At 65.4% G+C, this 17,473-nt stretch carries 13 protein-coding genes; 7 read left to right on the top strand and 6 right to left on the bottom strand.

The annotated features are described in order from the left end of the window. Positions 1-266 precede the first annotated feature (266 nt). Positions 267-1,892, bottom strand: a complete 1,626-nt coding sequence (locus tag JQ604_RS39365; protein WP_349631188.1) for a flavin-containing monooxygenase — start codon at positions 1,890-1,892, stop codon at positions 267-269. Positions 1,893-2,125: 233 nt separating this feature from the next. On the opposite strand from JQ604_RS39365, the gene JQ604_RS39360 reads away from it, so the two are divergent. The 3 genes from JQ604_RS39360 (at position 2,126) to JQ604_RS39350 (ending at position 5,281) form a co-directional block, all read left to right on the top strand. Further along, positions 2,126-3,724, top strand: a complete 1,599-nt coding sequence (locus tag JQ604_RS39360) for a GMC family oxidoreductase (protein ID WP_212366137.1) — start codon at positions 2,126-2,128, stop codon at positions 3,722-3,724. A gap of 7 nt (positions 3,725-3,731) precedes the next feature. Continuing rightward, positions 3,732-4,181 carry a hypothetical protein gene (locus tag JQ604_RS39355; RefSeq protein ID WP_212366136.1) on the top strand — a complete coding sequence of 150 codons (450 nt, stop codon included), beginning with the start codon at positions 3,732-3,734 and terminating at the stop codon, positions 4,179-4,181. 80 nt (positions 4,182-4,261) lie between these two features. Next, positions 4,262-5,281: a S1C family serine protease gene (locus JQ604_RS39350; RefSeq protein ID WP_212366135.1), complete on the top strand. Its 1,020-nt coding sequence runs from the start codon at positions 4,262-4,264 to the stop codon at positions 5,279-5,281. 143 nt (positions 5,282-5,424) lie between these two features. On the opposite strand, the gene JQ604_RS39345 is transcribed toward JQ604_RS39350, so the two are convergent. The 5 genes from JQ604_RS39345 to JQ604_RS39325 form a co-directional block, all read right to left on the bottom strand. Beyond that, positions 5,425-6,204 carry an alpha/beta fold hydrolase gene (locus JQ604_RS39345; protein ID WP_212366134.1) on the bottom strand — a complete coding sequence of 260 codons (780 nt, stop codon included), beginning with the start codon at positions 6,202-6,204 and terminating at the stop codon, positions 5,425-5,427. A gap of 4 nt (positions 6,205-6,208) precedes the next feature. Further along, positions 6,209-7,504 carry an O-acetylhomoserine aminocarboxypropyltransferase gene (locus JQ604_RS39340; protein ID WP_212366133.1) on the bottom strand — a complete coding sequence of 432 codons (1,296 nt, stop codon included), beginning with the start codon at positions 7,502-7,504 and terminating at the stop codon, positions 6,209-6,211. A 45-nt stretch (positions 7,505-7,549) separates the two neighbouring features. After that, positions 7,550-8,854: a nicotinate phosphoribosyltransferase gene (pncB, locus tag JQ604_RS39335; RefSeq protein WP_212366132.1), complete on the bottom strand. Its 1,305-nt coding sequence runs from the start codon at positions 8,852-8,854 to the stop codon at positions 7,550-7,552. Positions 8,855-8,915: 61 nt separating this feature from the next. Beyond that, complete coding sequence (locus tag JQ604_RS39330) at positions 8,916-12,452, bottom strand: molybdopterin cofactor-binding domain-containing protein (protein WP_212366131.1); 3,537 nt, start codon at positions 12,450-12,452, stop codon at positions 8,916-8,918. After that, positions 12,452-12,919, bottom strand: a complete 468-nt coding sequence (locus tag JQ604_RS39325; RefSeq protein ID WP_212366130.1) for a (2Fe-2S)-binding protein — start codon at positions 12,917-12,919, stop codon at positions 12,452-12,454. Before JQ604_RS39325 ends, JQ604_RS39330 begins: the two co-directional genes overlap by 1 nt. A gap of 293 nt (positions 12,920-13,212) precedes the next feature. Between JQ604_RS39325 and JQ604_RS39320 the strand changes: the two genes are divergently transcribed. The 4 genes from JQ604_RS39320 to JQ604_RS39305 are packed head-to-tail and all read left to right on the top strand — an operon-like array spanning position 13,213 to position 17,402. Then, the gene (locus JQ604_RS39320; protein WP_212366129.1) at positions 13,213-14,661 is read left to right on the top strand and encodes a 6-hydroxynicotinate reductase; all 1,449 of its coding nucleotides are present in this window, start codon (positions 13,213-13,215) and stop codon (positions 14,659-14,661) included. Continuing rightward, entirely contained in the window at positions 14,658-15,572 is a 915-nt protein-coding gene (locus JQ604_RS39315; protein WP_212366128.1) for a UPF0280 family protein, read from the top strand. Before JQ604_RS39320 ends, JQ604_RS39315 begins: the two co-directional genes overlap by 4 nt. A 15-nt stretch (positions 15,573-15,587) precedes the next feature. Further along, positions 15,588-16,172 (top strand): amino acid synthesis family protein, encoded by a 585-nt coding sequence (locus JQ604_RS39310; RefSeq protein WP_212366127.1) that lies wholly within the window; start codon positions 15,588-15,590, stop codon positions 16,170-16,172. Positions 16,173-16,199: 27 nt separating this feature from the next. Then, positions 16,200-17,402, top strand: coding sequence for an ABC transporter substrate-binding protein (locus JQ604_RS39305; protein WP_212366126.1), 1,203 nt, complete (start codon positions 16,200-16,202; stop codon positions 17,400-17,402). The last annotated feature ends 71 nt before the right edge of the window (positions 17,403-17,473 follow it).

Raw genomic sequence — 17,473 nt, 5'->3', positions numbered from 1 at the left:
GGCGCTCGCCAACAAGGTCGCGCGCATCGCCTGGAGGTTGATGGTCAGCGGCGAACGCTACGATGCGGCACGCGCCGCTTCATTCCACGCAACACCGACCTCGAAAAGCTCCCGACCCGCCGCTTTCGCCAGTCCATGGCCGCCTACAACAACACCCCACGCAAATGCCTTGACTTCAAGACCCCGGCGGAGGTCTTTGCTGCTCAAGTGTTGCACTTCGAATGTGAATCCACCTCCTGGCTTTCGCCAGGACGACGGTGGAGGACTTACGCCAGCCTCAACTCATCATACCCATTCGCTGCGACCTCGTCGCATTTGGCGCGATAGGCCGGGGCGCTGCCGCTGTAGCGGGCGACGATTCTCGTCTGCTTTCCCTCGACGTTGGAGTTGATGCCGGTCATCCAGGAGTTGACCTCGTTGGAGAGCAGCCCGACGCCGAGCGCCTTGACGTGATCGGTCCAGGCCGCCGTTCCCGCGGGCGTCGCGTCGAGGAAGGTCAAGCCTCTCTCCGTCGCAAATGTGATCAAGCCGGTGACCCAATCGACGCTGTATTCGATGCTGCGCGGGATATTGCCGAGTGCGGTGTGCGGGCCCATCAGCATCATCATGTTGGGGAAGCCATCGACCATCAGCCCGAGATACGTTTCCGGGCCACGCCGCCACTTGTCCTTCAAGAGCGCGCCATTGGCGCCACGGAAATCGATCTTGTCGAAGCTGCCGGTGATGGCGTCGAAGCCGGTGGCGTAGATGATGATGTCGAACGCGAACTCCCGCTCGCTGGTCTTGATGCCCTCGGGCGTGATCCGCTCGATCGGGGTTTCCGAGATGTCGATGAGATCGACATTGTCGCGGTTATAGACCTCGTAATAGAAGGTCTCGAGCGGCAGCCGCCTTGTGCCGAAGCCATGGTTCTTCGGGATCAGTCTGTCCGCCACCACTGGATCCCTCACGCGCTCGCGGATCTTGCGCGCGACGAAATCAGAGATCGTGGCGTTCGCCTTGCGGTCGATCAGGATGTCCTTGAAATTGCCCTGCCAGATGCCGAAGCCGCGCTCGCCATAGAGCTTTTCATAGAACGCCTCGCGTTCGGCGTCCGAGACCTCGAACGCACCGCGCGGATCGGGCGTGTGGACGAAGCAGGCAAAGGTCTCCTGGCAGCGTCGGAAGATTTCGCCATAGCCGGCCTTGATCTTCGCCTGCGTCTCCGCGTCGATCTTGCCGTTGTGCAGCGGCGCGGCCCAGTTGGCGGTGCGCTGGAACACGGTGAGATGCCCGACCTCGCTCGCGATGGTCTGGATGGTCTGGATGCCGGTCGCGCCGGTGCCGATCACGGCGACGCGCTTGCCGGCAAAATCCACCTTCTCTTTCGGCCAGCGCGCGGTGTGGAAGGATTGCCCCTTGAAACGCTCAATGCCCTCGACGCGCGGCAGCGTCGGGGTCGACAGCGGGCCGATCGCAGTGACCAGAAAGCGGCAGCTATGGCGCGTGCCGTTGTCCAGCGTGATCGCCCAGCTGCGCGTCGCATCCTGATAGATCGCGGACGCGACGCGGCTTTCGAACTGGATGTCGCGCCGCAGATCGAACTTGTCGGCGACGAAATTGCAATAGCGCAGCGTCTCCGGCTGGCCGGCAAAGTGCTCGGACCATTCCCACTCCTGCAGCAGCTCCTTGGAGAAGGAATAGCCGTAGGAATAGCTCTCGGAATCGAAGCGCGCGCCGGGATAGCGGTTCCAGTACCAGGTGCCGCCGACGCCGGTGCCGGTCTCGAACACGCGCACCTTCAGGCCGAGCTCGCGCAGGCGATAGAGCTGATACATGCCCGACAGGCCGGCGCCGATGATGATGACGTCGTAGTCGAGCCGATCGGTCGAACTCTCGCGCGAACCGGTCACGTGGCGTGGCTCCCTGAAATGTTCGTTGTCGGCAAGGCTAACCGGAATGGGCGCGCAAACCAAATATTGAAAAGCGGGGCTGGTATCGCGATTTGCCGGGCAGGCTGGCCAAGCCATGCACCCCACCGTTCGGCTGCCTTTACTCGGTTGCCAGATTCACCCTATCGTCGCCGGCACGGGTCGCCCGCCAGGGACGACGGAAACGCGCAAGAACCAAGAACAAGGACCCAGGAATGAACGATCCCGTTGACGTCCTGATCATCGGCGCCGGCGCGTCCGGCGCGGCGGTGGCCTGGTCGCTGGCCGATACCAAGATGCACATCCTCTGCCTCGACCAGGGCGGCTGGATGAACCCGGCGGAATATCCGAGCACCGGCCGGGACTGGGAGGCGAAATTCTACGGCGAGTGGTCGTCGAGCCCGAACGTCCGCGGCCGGCCCGAGGATTATCCGATCAACGACGACAATTCGCCGATCAAGGTCGTCAATTACAATGCCGTCGGCGGCTCGACCGTGATGTACACCGCGCACTGGCCGCGGCTGCATCCCAGCGACTTCAAGGTGAAGACGCTGGACGGCGTCGCCGACGACTGGCCGATCGATTACGACACGCTGACGCCGTTCTTCGAGGAGAACGACCGGATGATGGGCACGTCGGGTCTCTCCGGCGATCCGCTGTCGCCATTGTCGCACCCGCCGATGCCGCAACAGCCGATGGGATTGTCCGGCGCCATGATCGGCAAGGCCATGAACAAGCTCGGCTGGCACTGGTGGCCGTCGGACACGACGGTTGCGACGATGGACTATGAGGGAAGGGCGCGCTGCATCAATCTCGGCCATTGCACGCCGGCCTGCGCGCAGGGCGCGAAGGCTTCGACCGACATCACCTATTGGCCGCATGCGATCCGCGCCGGTGTCGAGCTGCGCACCCATTGCCGGGTGCGCGAAGTCACCACCGACGAGGACGGCATGGCCTCGGGCGTGGTCTATTACGACAAGGATGGCGTGGAGCAGTTCCAGCCCGCGCATGTCGTGATCATCGCCTGCAACGGCGTCGGCACGCCGCGGCTGCTGCTCAATTCCGTGTCGGGAAAATTTCCGAATGGGCTCGCCAATTCATCGGGCCTGGTCGGCAAGAATTTGATGTTCCACCCCTACGCGCAGATTTACGGCTATGTGCAGGAGCCGACCGATGCCAACCGCGCGCCGCCGACCTGCCTGTGGAGCAAGGAGTGGTACGACACCGACCTCTCGCGCGGCTTCGTGCGCGGTTATGGCGTCCAGTTCGTGCGCGGCGCCGGGCCGGTGTTCGAGGCCGTGGTCAGTGAGCAGAAGGGCATCCTGCCGTGGGGCGCTGATCATCACCGCGTGTTCCGCAAGCTCAATGGTCACCGGATCGGCTTCTCCGCGATCTGCGAGGATCTGCCGGAGGAGCATAACCGCGTCACGCTCGATCCGATGCTGAAGGACAGCCACGGCATTCCGGCGCCGAAGATCGACTACACCATCTCCGAGAACAGCCGGAAGATGATGGAGCACGGGCTGGCGCGCGGCCGCGAGGTCCTCGAGACCATGGGCGCGACCGACATCTGCACCAACTCGCCGATTCCCTGGGGCGGCTGGCACCTGCTCGGCACCGCGCGGATGGGCACCGATCCCGAGCGTTCCGTCGTTAACGAATGGGGCCGCTCGCATGACGTGAAGAATCTCTTCATCGTTGACGGCAGCATCTTCGTCACCTCGGGTGGCGTGAACCCGACCTCCACCATTCAGGCGCTCGCGCTCTACATCGCCGACCAGATGAAGCAGCGCCTTGCGAATTTGTTCGATTGAGATTGCCATGTCCGTAGCAACTGAACTGACGTCTGCCCAGCGTGCCGATCTCCGCACCATCGCGGCGATGATCGTTCCTGCCAGCGACGAATACAAAGTGCCGGGTGCGGATGATCCCGTCATCCAGGCCGACATGCTGGCAACACTCGGCCGCGACACCGCGCCTGTCGCGCAGGCGCTCGATCATCTGGCGAAGCTGGCGGGGATGCCGCTCGCCGAGCTCGAACCGGCCAGGCGCGACGCGGTGGCGCAGGAGTTTCGCGCGAGCGGCGGCGCTGCGGCCGCAACGCTCGTCCGTGTCGTATTGCAATGCTACTACCGCGACGACCGCGTGCTGCGCTCGCTCGGGATCGAGGCTCGCGCGCCGTTCCCGAAGGGCCATGTGCTGCCGGAGGGCGACTGGTCGCTGCTCGATCCCGTGCGGGCGCGCGGCGGCACGCTGCGGCGGGCGACGTAGGGCTGCCCTGCGCCAGCCGCGCGGGCATCTTGCGCAGGCGGTTCCCGGCCACCATCTGAGGAGGCCGAAGGATTCTCGCCATGCTGGATTTTACCGCAGATATCGCCGATGACCGCGCGTCATCGCGAACGGCCGAGCCTGCCCGCGATGACCGGGTTTTGCTCGATGCTTATTCCAATGCCGTGATCGATGTCACCGAGCGCGTCGGCCCTGCCGTCGTGCGGGTCGAGACCGGGCCGAAGGTGCGCTCCGCACGTGAGCGCGGCGGGCTCGGCTCGGGCATCGTGATCTCGCCTGACGGCCTCGTGCTGACCAACAGCCATGTCGTCGGATCGTCGAAGGAGATTCGGCTGCGCGACACCGAAGGGTTCGTCACCGACGCCCATGTGCTCGGCGTCGATCCCGACACCGATCTGGCGCTGCTGCGCGCCGATGGCGCGCGCGATCTGCCCTATGCCTCGCTAGGCAACTCGAAGAGCCTGCGGCGCGGGCAGCTGGTGGTCGCGATTGGCAATCCGCTCGGCTTTGAATCGACGGTCACGGCCGGCGTGGTGTCGGCGCTCGGCCGCTCGATCCGCTCGGTGAGCGGGCGCACCATCGAGGACGTGATCCAGACCGATGCCGCGCTCAATCCCGGCAATTCCGGCGGGCCGCTGGTGTCGTCGAATGCGGAGGTGATCGGCATCAACACGGCGATCATCAACGGCGCGCAGGGTATCTGCTTTGCGGTCGCCAGCAACACGGCGCAATTCGTGCTGTCGGAGATCATCCGCCACGGCTATGTCCGCCGCGCCTATATCGGCGTTGCCGGCCAGACCGCCCCGATCCCGCGCCGCCACGCGGTGGTCGCCGGCGTCGACAACACGATGGGCGCGCTGCTGGCGCAGATCGAGCCGGACAGTCCCGCGGCGAAGGCCGGCCTGTTGCCGGGCGATGTCGTGATCAGACTCGATGGGGCCGAGATCAACGGCGTCGACGACCTGATCCGCGCGCTGGATCGCGACCGGATCGACCGGCGGCTTGCGATGGACGTGTTGCGCCTCGGCCGCCTGCGCGCGATCGACATCCACCCGATCGAAAGGAAGCCGGCGAAGCAGTGATGCGACGAACTGCTCTGTTAAACCCTCATGGTGAGGAGCCGCAAAGCGGCGTCTCGAACCACAGGCCCCGTCTGTGGCCTCGTCCTTCGAGACGCGCGTTCCGCGCTCCTCAGGATGAGGGGTAGGAGAACAGTGCGAGGATACTACCGCAGCGCCGCCAGCAACTCGTCGGGTTGCTCGGCCATCATCATGTGGCCGGCGCCCGCGAGCACCACGGTGCGTGCATTCGGCGTCGCAGCCGCCAGCGCCTTGCCGGCTTTCGCCGGTGTCATCATGTCGCGTTCGCCGAGGATGAAGGTCGCGGGCACCTTGACCGTGGCGGCAGCTTGAAGCGCGTTCTGATAGGCGTTGCAGGCGTTGAGGTCGTTGTAGAGCACGCCGGGCTTCGTCTCCTGCAGCACGCGCTGCGCGCCCTGGTGCATCCACAGGCCAGGCGCGAGGCTGCCGCCGAGCTCGGCCTTGAAGCCAAGGCCCCAGATCGAGACCATGTCGATCGCGGCGGGATCGTTGGCTTCGGCGGCCTTCAGGAGATCGGGGCCGACCGTCATGGTTGCGGCGGTGCCGATCAGCGCGAGGCCGGAGACCTTGTCCGGATGCCGCGCCGAGGTTTCGATCGCGATCAGCGAGCCCATCGAATGGCCGATCAGTTTTGCTTTTGACGCGCCGGCTGCAGTCAGCAACGCCGCGATCCAGTCGGCCATCTCGGCGATTGTCGGCAGCGGCTTGCCGGCGGAGCGGCCGTGGCCGGGCAGGTCGGGCGCGAGCACGGCATAGCCGTGATGGGCGAACCAGCGGCTGTGCAGCGCCCAGGTGGAGGAATCGAAGCCGGCGCCGTGGATCATCGCCACTGATGGCAAGGACGGATCGAACGGCTTGCCGCCGGTCGCGATGAACGTGTCAAAACCGTTGACGGACAGCTGCATGGGCTCAAGTCCTTTGCGAGGCGCGTAGCGCCTGGCCGAGATCGTCGATGATGTCGGCGACGGCTTCGATGCCGACCGAGAGCCGCACCAGCTCCTCGCCGATGCCGGCGGCCTTGAGCTGGTCAGCGTCCATCTGCTGATGCGTGGTGCTGGCGGGGTGGATCACCAGCGTCTTGGCGTCGCCGACATTGGCGAGATGGCTGATCAGCTTCAATGACTCGATGAACTTCTTGCCGGCGGCGCGGCCGCCCTTGATGCCGAAGCTGACGATCGAGCCGGCGCCGCGCGGCAGCAATGTCTTGGCGAGCGCATGGTCGGGGTGGTTCTCAAGCGACGGATGCAGCACCCATTCGACGCCCTTGTTGGCGGTGAGGAAATTCAGCACCGCGTGCGTATTGCTGATATGACGGTCCATGCGGACGCCGAGCGTCTCGAGGCCCTGCAGCAGCTGGAAGGCGTTGGTCGGCGACAGGCAGGCGCCGAAATCGCGCAGGCCTTCGGTGCGGGCGCGCATGATGAAGGCGGCCTTGCCGAACTGCTCGTCGAAGACGATGCCGTGATAGCCGGCATAGGGCTCGGAGAGCTGCGGGAACTTGCCGGAAGCGCGCCAGTCAAACCGCCCGCCGTCGACGATGACGCCGCCGATCGCGATGCCATGGCCGCCCATCCACTTGGTCGCCGAGTTCATCACGATGTCGGCGCCGAGCTCGATCGGCTGGCTGAGATAGGGCGTCGCGAAAGTGTTGTCGATCAACAGAGGAATTTTGGCGTCATGCGCGATTCTAGCAACCGCCGGAATATCCAGCACCTCGAGCCCGGGATTGCCGATGGTCTCGCCGATGATCAGCCGCGTGTTCGGCTTGATGGCGGCGCGGAAATCGTCGAGCGCGCGCGGCTTCACGAACGTCGTGGTGATGCCGAAGCGCGGCAGCGTGTGCGCCAACAGATTGATGGTGCCGCCATAGAGCGAGGCGGAGGCGACGATGTGGTCGCCGGCATTCAGCAGCGTCGCGATGGCGAGATGCAGCGCGGCCATGCCGCTCGCGGTGCAGATCGCGCCGACGCCGCATTCGAGCGCGGCGATGCGCTCCTCCAGCACTGATGTCGTCGGATTGGAGATGCGGGTGTAAATGTGGCCGGCGCGTTCCAGGTTGAACAGCGCCGCGGCATGGTCGGCATCCTGGAACACGTAGGACGTGGTCTGGTAGATCGGAACCGCGCGCGAGCCGGTCACGGGATCCGGGCGCTGGCCGGCATGCAGGCTCAAGGTTTCGAAGGCAGGCGGCTTGGGTGCGGGCATGCGAAACTCGTCAGGTCAGTCGATGGGATAAGCGTATCCGCAGATTTATACGTGAACTGCGGTGCGAACGCGGCCGACATTGCCGAACACGCGCAAGTAACGGTCGACCTCGGAGGGGATGCCGGTGGCCTTCTCCGGATTGTCGGAGAGTTTCACGGCGGGCCGGCCGTCGACCGACGTCACCTTGCAGACGATCGAGATCGGATCGAGCGCGTCGGAATCGTCAGGCGCGCAGCCGACAAAATCATTGGTCAGGTTGGTGCCCCAGCCAAAGCTGACGCGGACGCGGCCCTTGAAATGCCGGAAGGTCTCCTCGATCGAGCCGACATCCATGGCGTCGGAGAACACCAAGAGCTTCTCCTTGGGATCGCGGCCCTTCTGCTTCCACCATTTGATGATGTCTTCACCGGCCGTGATCGGCGGCGCGCTGTCGGGGCGGAAGCCGGTCCAGTCGGCGACCCATTCCGGCGCATCGCGCAGGAACGGCTTGGTGCCGAACGCATCGGGCAGCGCGATCAGCAGATTGCCGCCATAGGCGTGGCGCCACTGGTCGAGGATGCGATAGGGCGCCCAGCGCAGCTCCTCGTCGGAATTGGCGAGCGCTGCTGCGACCATCGGCAGCTCATGCGCATTGGTGCCGATCGCTTCGAGATCATTGTCCATCGCGAGCAGCACGTTCGAGGTGCCGGTGAAGGACGCGCCGAGGCCTTCCTTGACCGCCTCGACGCACCAGCGCTGCCAGAGGAAGCCGTGGCGGCGGCGGGTGCCGAAGTCGGACAGCCGCAGGCCCTCGAGCTTGCGCAGCCGCTCGACCTTGGACCACAGTTTTGCTTTGGCGCGGGCATAGAGCACGTCGAGCGCGAAGCGGCCGTAGTCCTTGGTCGCCGCGCGCGACCGCAGCTCGTTCATGATTGCAAGCGCCGGAATTTCCCACATCGTCGTGTGGGTCCACGGCCCGTGGAAATGCAGCTCGTACTGCCCCTCGACCTTGCGCAGCTCGTATTCGGGCAGGCTGAAATTCGACAGCCAGTTGATGAAGTCCGGCGAGAACATCTGGGTCTTGCCGTAGAACGTGTTACCGGCGAGCCAGATCAGCTCTTTCTTGCTGAAACGGATGGTGCGGGCATGGTCGAGCTGGGCCCGCAGCTCGCCCTCGTCGATCACCTCGGCAAGCCGGATCTGGGTCGAGCGGTTGATCACCGAAAAGGTCGTGCGCGTGTCCGGATAGCATTCCCGGATCATCTGCAACATCAACAGCTTATAGAAATCGGTGTCGAGCAGGCTGCGCACGATCGGATCGAGCCGCCAGCCGTGATTGTAGGTCCGGGTTGCAATATCTGTGACCGTCATGGGGGAACTTTAACGTGCCCGATGGCGCCCGCCCAGAGGGTTTTGGGCGGAACATGGCAGCTCAGCGCGCTATGGTCTGCCGAATACGGCCCACGGTTGTGGCGACGTCACCCCAGGCCGGCTTGGCGGGGGCAAATTGCCGCCTGAGATAGGACACGAGCTCGGCGATTTGGCCGTCGGTCATGCTGTCCTTGAAGGCCGGCATGTAGCCGAGATCGGTCACGGCAGGCTTGGCGATGCCGTGCAGGATCACCTGGATCAGATTGTCCGGGGCGTCGCTGTGCAGATTGCTGTTCAACGAAAGCGACGGCCGGCTGCCGAACAGCGGCGGGCCGCCGACCTCGTGGCAGACCGCGCAGGCGCCCTGATAGATCCGCGCGCCGGCGGAGGAGGCGGTCGCTGTGACTGTGGCGGCTTCGAGCTTCGCGGCGAGCGTCTGCTGCGCAGACGCATCGACAGCGGCGTCGTTGAAGGACGCGAGATAGACCGCCATGGCGCGAATGTCCTGATCGGGCAGGGCGGCGAGTTCCTTCACCACGGGCGCCATCGGTCCGGCCGCCACGCCGTGGAAGCGCGACTCGCCGGTGCGCAGATAGGCGAACAGCTCGTCCTCGCTCCACGGGATCGGCGCCTTCGACAGCGACGTCAGCGCCGGCGCTTCCCAGCCTTCGGCGAAACCGCCCGCGAGATATTTGCTCTGCTGTTCCGCGCCGAGTGCATTGCGCGGTGAATGGCAGGCGCTGCAATGACCGAGGCCTTCGATCAGATAGGCGCCGCGATTCCAGACTTCCGACTTGCCGGGATCGGGTTGGAATGGGGCCGGCTGGTGGAACAGCGCATTCCAGCCGGCGAGCAACGGGCGGATGTTGAACGGGAAGGCGAGCGCGTTGTTCGGCGTTGCCGCACGCACCGGCGTTTGCGCCATCAGGTAGGCATAGAGCGCCTGCAGGTCGGCATCGGCAGCCTTCGCAAAATGCGTGTAGGGGAAGGCGGGATAGAGATGCCGCCCGTCGCGATGGATGCCCTCGCGCATCGCGCGCTCGAAGGCGGGATAGGACCAGGCGCCGATGCCGGTTTCGACATCGGGCGTGATGTTGGTGGTGTAGATCGTGCCGAACGGCGTCTCCAGCGGCCGCCCGCCGGCGTTCAGCGTGCCGTGCTCGGCGGTGTGGCAGACCGCGCAGGCGCCGAGTGCGGCAAGCTCCTTGCCGCGGGCGATCGTCGCTGCGGAGAATACGGACGCATCGGGCCGCGCGATCGGCGCGATGGCGCGCCAGGGCAGCACGGCGGCACCGATACCGAGGGCTGCGGCGCAAAGCGCTGCGATGCCGGCCAGCACGCCGCTGCGCTTCGCAAACGGATTCTTCCATCTGTCGAGCGCAGCCGTCGGCGCGGGCGCTGCCAGCGCGGCTGATGCCGCCGGCTGCTCGCCGTGCAATCCCCTGAGGATGCGTTCGGGCGTCAACGGCAGCTCACGGAATCGTACGCCGGTCGCATCATAGATCGCATTCGCGATCGCGGCGGCGCTGGGCACGGAGGCGGATTCGCCGACGCCGAGCGGCGGCTGATCCTGCCGCGGCAGCATCAGCACGTCGATCTTCGGTACGTCGGGGAATTTGATGATGGGGTAGGTGCCCCATTCCCGTGCCGCCACTTCGCCGCGCTCGAAGGAGACTTCCTCCATCAGCGCGCGGCTGGTCGACTGGATGACGTTGCCCTCGATCTGGTGTCGCACGCCGTCCGGATTGATCATCAATCCGGAATCCTGGCCCGCGACGACGCGGGTCACGCTGACATCGCCGGTCGCCTTGTTGACCGCGACGTCCGCGATCCAGGCCGACCATGCCGCGCCATAGCCGGGAAACTTGCTGTGCACATAGAGCGCATAGGCAAAGCCGCGGCCGCGCACGATATCGCCTTCGGCTTCCTTCTCCTGCCGCACCGGGCGCGGCTTCCATCCGGCGCGCTCGGCGACCGCGTTGACCAAATCGATCGCGCGGGAATCTTTCAAATAGCGCAGGCGATACTCGATCGGGTCGACGCCGGCCTCGCTGGCGCATTCGTCGATCCAGGATTCATGCGCAAAGGTGTTGGGTAGCGCCGAGACGCCACGGAACCAGGAGGCGCGCACGATCGGCGGCATGTCGTTGGCGACGACGCGCAGGTGCTCGTAGTCGTAGGGCGGGATCGCGGTGCGATCGCCCATCTCGAAGACGGCCGGTGTCGGCGCGATGCGGCCGGTGAGCAGCAGCGCCAGGGTCGGCGCGCCGTTCGAGGGATAGCGCGTGGCAAAGTCGTAACCGGCAACGCTGCCGTCGGCGTTGAGCCCGCCATCGACGTCCATCAACTGTGCAGTGCCCTTCGGCTCCCAGGCATGCTCCTGCTCGCGGGTGAGCTGCACGCGCACCGGGCGGCCGACCGCGCGCGACAGCAGCAGCGCGTCGGCGGTGACGTCGTCGGCGCAGTTGCGGCCGTAGCAGCCGGCGGCTTCCATTCTGATAACGTCGATCTCGGCCTCTTGCCGCTCGATCAGCAGCGCGAGGTCGCCGCGCAGGATGTGCGGATTCTGCGTGCCGGACCAGACGCGGATCGCGCCGTCCCTGTAGTCGGCGACCGCGCAGGACGGGCCGATCGAGCCGTGCATCTGGTAGGGCCAGACGTAGGTGCGCTGCATCGGCTTGGCGGCGGCCTTGATCGCCGCATCGACGTCGCCCTTGTCGATCAGCGTGCGCGGCGTCGACGGATTGGCGCGCAATGCTTTCTCGACATCGGCGAGATCGGTCAGCGCAGGCCCCGGCTTCCAGGTCACGTTGAGCTGCGCCGCCGCCTTGATCGCATTCTCCTCGCGCTCGGCGACGACGCCGACGAAATCGCCGATCCGCACCACCGCGACAAGGCCGGGAATGTCGCGCACTGAATTTTCGTCGACCGCGATCAGGCTGGTGCCGACGAACGGCCCGGCATCGACACCGGCATAGGGTGGACGCACGACGCGGCCGTGCAGCATGCCTGACACGCGCACGTCGTGGACATAGACGAGCTCGCCGGTCGCCTTCGCCGGCAGATCGACGCGCGGCACGGATTGCCCAACGACCGAATAAGCGTCAATCGGCTTGACCTCGACGTGATCGGCAAGCTGAAGGCGGATGTCTTCGCCTGCGATCAGCTCGCCGTAGCTGACGCTGCGATTGTCCTTGCCGCGGATCAGCCCGTCTTCGATCGTGAGGTCCTCGGCCGGAAGCGCGAGTCGCTCGGCCGCGCGCGTCACCAGGAAATGTCGCGCCTGCGCTGCGGCCTTGCGCAGCGGCACCGCGGCGATCTGGATCGTCTCGCTCGCAATCGTCGCGCCCTGGTTCGGCACAGTCGAGGTGTCGCCGAGCACGACGACAACGCGGGCAAAGGAGACGTCGAGCTCTTCGGCGACGATCTGGCCGAGCGCGGTGCGGATGCCGGTGCCGAGATCGACATGGCCGTTATAGGCGTTCACCGAACCGTCGGCGGTGATCCGGATGAAGGTCTCGAACGTGCCTTCCGCGCCGAGGATCGAAGGGCGCACGACAGCGAGAGAACCGGACGGGGAAGGGGCGGGCGTGTCCATCACTTGCGCGCCTCGGGCGCGTGGCCGGCGGCGCGCATCGCGGCGCGGACGATCTCAATATGCGCGCCGCAGCGGCAGAGATTGTAGCGCAGCGCCTCCAGCACCTCAGGCTCGGACGGATGCGGATTGCGTGCGAGCAGCGCCTTGGTGGTGATGATCATGCCGTTGAGGCAGTAGCCGCACTGCGCGGCCTGCTCGGCGATAAAGGCGTCCTGCACGGGATCGGGATGTGCGCGACTGCCGAGGCCTTCGAGCGTCACGATGTCGCGGCCTTCGCAGCCTTCGATCGGAATCACGCACGAGCGCGCCGCAACGCCGTCGATCAACACGGCGCAGGCGCCGCATTCGCCGAGGCCGCAGCCGTATTTCGGTCCATTCAGTTCGAGATCGTTGCGCAGCACGTAAAGCAATGCGGTGTCGGGAGCGGCATCGACGTCATGGTTCCTGCCGTTCACGGTCAGGCGCATCGCTCTCGATCTCCCCTCATGTTTGCGCTGCAACGTCGCGCGAGACGGCGGGAAGGATAACGTTTGTATACAAACGTGCAAGCGGTGCCATGCCGCGCCGCAGCGTATGCCCGCTTTATGGACAAGGAGAGCAGGCAAACTGAATTATTATGCGGCAGTTGCCCAATTTGGCCGTGAACGCCGCTTGACAGGTTTCGGGACCGCGCGCAGGATCATTCGTATACGAACGATCTCAGCGGGTGACCGGAAAAGGAGTATGATGACCGGCCGCCACAAGTCCAGGCTTGTTCACGATGTCTGACACAACGACCGCTGCCGCCGGCGACAAGATCCGCTGCGATGCCTGTCCGGTGATGTGCTACATCAAGCCGGGCGCGGCCGGCGCCTGCGACCGCTACGCCAACCACGACGGCACGCTGGTGCGTGTCGATCCGCATGTCGTGCTGGAGCGCACGGTCGAGCATGGCGGCAAGCTCGTGCCGTTCCAGGTCAGCGGCGATTGGGACGGCAAGATCGTCCGTCAGCCGGACCTGTTCGTCACCGCGATCGGTGCGGGTACGACTTATCCCGATTACAAGCCTGCGCCCTTCATCGTCTCATCCGAGATCGATGGCGTCGACATGGTTACGGTCGTGACCGAAGGCATTTTCTCCTATTGCGGCGTCAAGGTGAAGATTGACACCGACCGCTATCTCGGCCCTGAGACCGCGACGGTGCGCGCGCAAGGTGAGGCGGTCGGTCACGTCACGACCAGCGAATATGGCTCGCAGATGCTGTCGCTCGGCGGCGTGCATCACCTGACGGGCGGCTCCAAGAAGGAAGGCCGCGTCACCTGCGACACCCTGATGGATCTCTCCAACTGCAAGGCGGTGGAGCTGACCATCGACGGCGGCGCCACCGTCGTGGTGCAGGCCGGCAAGCCGCCGATCGTCAATGGCGTCGCGGAAGAGCGGATGCGGGTCGGCTGCGGCTCGGCGACCATCGGCATGTTCGCCAAGCAGTGGCACGGCAAGGTCGATGAGGTCGTCGTGGTCGACGATCACATCACCGGCGTGCTCAGCGAGCACCAGGCGGGCAAGCTGCTCGATATCGCCGACACCGGCATCAAGATGAAGGGCCGGCGCTCGACGCCCGGCCGCTACTTCCAGGTTGCCGATCCCGGCACCGGGTGGGGTGGCACCAACATCTCGGATCCGTTGTCGATCCTTGGACCCTTCAATCCGAAGGAAGCGAAGGCCGGCCTGACCATGCTGATGGTCTCGACGACTGGCGAGCACGCCTCCTATTACGTGCTCGATGACACGCTGGAGCCGGTCGAGACCGAGATGCCGGCGGATCTGAAATTCTCCGTCGAGCGCATCCAGGAGAATTGCGAGCCGGCGCTGTGCACGGTGCTGTTCATGGGCGGTGCAGGCGGCTCGCTGCGCGCCGGCGTCACCGACAATCCGGTGCGGCTGACGCGCTCGGTGAAGGACGCGCTGACCCGCGTCACCAGTGGCGGCGCGCCGGTTTATGTCTGGCCGGGTGGCGGCATCACCTACATGGTCGACGTCACGCAGATGCCGGCCGGCGCGTTCGGCTACGTGCCGACGCCGGCGCTGGTCGCGCCGATCGAGTTCACGATGCGATTGTCCGATTACGCGGCGCTCGGCGGTCACATGGATTATGTCCGGCCGCTGTCGTCGCTCCGCGACAGCGCCGATGTTCGCCCGATGCCATCAATCATGGGACGGCGCGCATGACCCGGCTGCCGCAAATCGCGCTTCTTCCTGACGGCAAGCGGCTGCATTTGCAGGACGGTCCGATCGATCTGATCGTCGAGGCCAAAGGCGGCAGCGAGGTCGAGGTCCGTGCCGCCTATCTGATGGCCGCACGGCGGTTCACCGGGCTGCTGGATGAGCTTTGCGGAGAACTCACTGAGCTGCGCAGGGCGGCCGATCCCCGGAAATGCAGCCTGAGCGGCGTTGTTGCGCATCGCATGTACACCGCGGTGGCGCCGTTTGCGGACAAGTGCTTCATCACGCCGATGGCGGCGGTGGCAGGCTCGGTCGCGGAGGAAATTCTGGGCGCGATGCTGCAAGCCGCGCCGCTCGACCGTGCCTATGTCAACAATGGCGGAGATATCGCGCTGCATCTGACCGGCGGCGAACAGTTCTCCGTTGGATTGCTGGACCGTCCGGATCGCCACGGCGTGATGCGGACCATGACGGTCGATGCCGACTCTCCCGTGCGCGGCATCGCGACCAGCGGTCGCCACGGCCGCAGCTTTTCGCTGGGCATCGCCGACGCCGTCACCGTGCTGGCGCGGTCGGCGTCGCAGGCCGATGCAGCCGCCACCATCATCGCCAACGCGGTCGATCTGCCCGGACATCCCGCGGTGCTCCGCGTTCCCGCCGACGAGTTGCAGCCGGGCAGCGACCTTGGCGCGCGGCTGGTGACCCGCGACGTCGGCCGGTTGTCGCCCGCCGAGATCGAGCAGGCGCTGGAGACGGGTGCGGCGCGGGCGCGCGGGCTCCTTACGTCGGGATTGATCGAGGGCGCGGCGTTGCGTCTACTGGGTGAAACCGTGGTCGTCGGCGCCGCGGCGGAGGCATTGCCGGCATCGCAGGCGCTTCATGGAAGCGCGATAGAAAACGTCATGCATGTGTTGTGAGCGGGAGCGAGGCTTATGAGCGCGGTCATTCGCAAGATCGTCACCGTGGTCGAGGAGACCCATCTTGAGATGGGCAAGACCATCTCGCCGCCGACGCGGCGGGCGGCGGCGATCGCCGTGATCGAAAATCCGTTTGCCGGCCGCTATGTCGAGGATTTGTCGCCGTTGATTGCGATTGGCGAGGAACTCGGCGAATTGCTGTCGAAGCGTGCAGTGGCCGCGCTCGGCATCGATGGTGCGAAAGCGCATTCCTACGGCAAGGCCGCCGCCGTCGGCGAAAACGGCGAGCTGGAGCACGCGGCCGCGATCTTGCATCCGAAGATGGGCGCGCCGGTGCGCAAGGTGCTGAGCAAGGGCGCGGCGCTGATTCCGTCATCGAAGAAGCGCTCGGGGCCGGGCACCACGCTCGACATTCCGCTCGGGCACAAGGACGCGGCGTTCGTGCGCAGCCATTTCGACGGCATGGAGGTGCAGATCAACGACGCGCCCCGCGCAAACGAGATCATGGTCGCGGTTGCCGTCACCGACAGCGGGCGGCCGTTGCCACGCGTCGGCGGGCTGACGGTCGGCGAGATCAAGGGCGAAGACGGATTACGATAAGCAACTTTTAGAAACTGGAGGTACGGGATGCGTGGTTATTTCGTAGGGGCTGGCTTGGCGATTGCGCTTGCGGGCATGGCTGGTCCAGCCATGGCGCAGAGCGGCGAGATCAAGATCGGCGAGATCAACAGCTACTCGCTGCTGCCGGCGTTCACCGAGCCCTACCGCAAGGGCTGGCAGCTCGCGGTGGAAGAAGTCAACGCGGCCGGCGGCATCAACGGCAAGAAGCTGGTCGTCATTTCCAAGGATGACGGCGGCAAGCCGGCCGATGCGCAGACCGCAGCGAATGAGCTGGTGTCGAGCGAGAACGTCGCGATGCTCGCGGGCACGTTCCTGTCCAACATCGGCCTCGCCGTCAGCGACTTCGCCAACCAGAAGAAGGTGTTTTTTCTGGCAGCCGAGCCGCTGACCGACGCCATCACCTGGTCGAAGGGCAACAAATACACGTTCCGTCTCCGCCCCTCGAATTACATGCAGGCGGCGATGCTGGTGGAGGAAGCCGCGAAGCTTCCCGCAAAACGCTGGGCGACGATCGCGCCGAACTATGAATACGGCCAGTCGGCGGTCGCGGTGTTCAAGAAGCTGATGTCGGAGAAGCGTCCGGACATCCAGTGGGTCGACGAGCAGTGGCCGCCGCAGGGCAAGATCGATGCGGGCCCGGTGGTGCAGGCGGTCGCAGCGGCGAACCCCGAAGCGATCCTCAACGTCACGTTCGGTGCCGACCTGGTCAAGCTCGTGCGCGAGGGCAATACCCGCGGCCTGTTCAAGGATCGCAAGGTGGTCAGCTTCCTGACCGGCGAGCCGGAATATCTCGATCCTCTGAAGGACGAGACGCCGGAAGGGTGGATCGTCACGGGATATCCCTGGTACGCGATCAAGACCCCCGAGCACGACGCGTTCCTGAAGGCCTATCAGGCCAAGTACAACGACTATCCGCGGCTCGGCTCGATCGTCGGCTACCAGACCATCAAGTCGGCGGCCGCGATTCTCGCGAAGGCCAACTCCACCGATCCGGAGAAGCTGATCGCGGCGACCGAAGGTCTGCAGGTCGCGTCACCGTTCGGCGAGATCACCTTCCGCAAGATCGATCACCAGTCGACACTTGGCGCCTTCGTCGGCAAGACCGCGCTGAAGGACGGCAAGGGCGTGATGGTGGATTCGGTCTATCGCAAGGGCGCGGACTATCTGCCCAGCGACGCCGAAGTCGAGAAGCTGCGGCCGAAGGATTGATGCTTCCTCCTCTTCTCCCCGTTCTTACGGGGGGAGGGTTGGGGTGAGGGGCTCTCTCCACGAGTTCAGCT

Source organism: Bradyrhizobium jicamae, assembly GCF_018130695.1.
Classification (GTDB): domain Bacteria; phylum Pseudomonadota; class Alphaproteobacteria; order Rhizobiales; family Xanthobacteraceae; genus Bradyrhizobium; species Bradyrhizobium jicamae_B.
Note: the sequence above shows the minus strand (reverse complement) of the source record. Positions and strands in the feature narration are given on the sequence as shown.